The following is a 495-nucleotide window of genomic DNA, read 5'->3' as shown; positions in this document are numbered from 1 at the left end:
TTCTGGGGTATCCGGAATCAGTGGGCACAAGGCACAAAGGCAAGTCGTCCCTATAAAACGAATGCAGACCGGAAAAATTAGCGTTTGGGAATTTGTATCAGGAAGAGCATCCCGACATGCAACAGAGCGCCCACAGTGTGGCGAGGGGATTTATCCCCGCTGGGCTGCGATATAGGTAGTCCGTTCCTTGCTCCCCCATACTGATACTCGCTGGAGTCCGGTTGTTGCGAGGAAGGAACATGCACCTGCGAGCTACGAATAGGGCTGCAACGCATCTCGATGATTACTGCTTCACCTTCGAGCCCAGCAGGTGCGCTTGCGCCCTCTAACGAACACTCAGGGAAAGCCGGGCACGGCTCTCTATATCGCCTTCGCTGGACGCAAGCATGCATGTTCCTGCATGTACTTTAGCGTCTGTGGAGGTGTGCAATGCAAACGCTCTTGTCTCAGAAATTCACTGCTTATATCGGAATTGATTGGGCCGATACCAAACAT

It is taken from the genome of Pseudomonas sp. NFACC05-1 (assembly GCF_900100135.1).
Lineage (GTDB): Bacteria > Pseudomonadota > Gammaproteobacteria > Pseudomonadales > Pseudomonadaceae > Aquipseudomonas > Aquipseudomonas fluorescens_Q.
The sequence above is the reverse complement of the archived record's forward strand: the minus strand, read 5'-3'. Positions refer to the sequence as shown.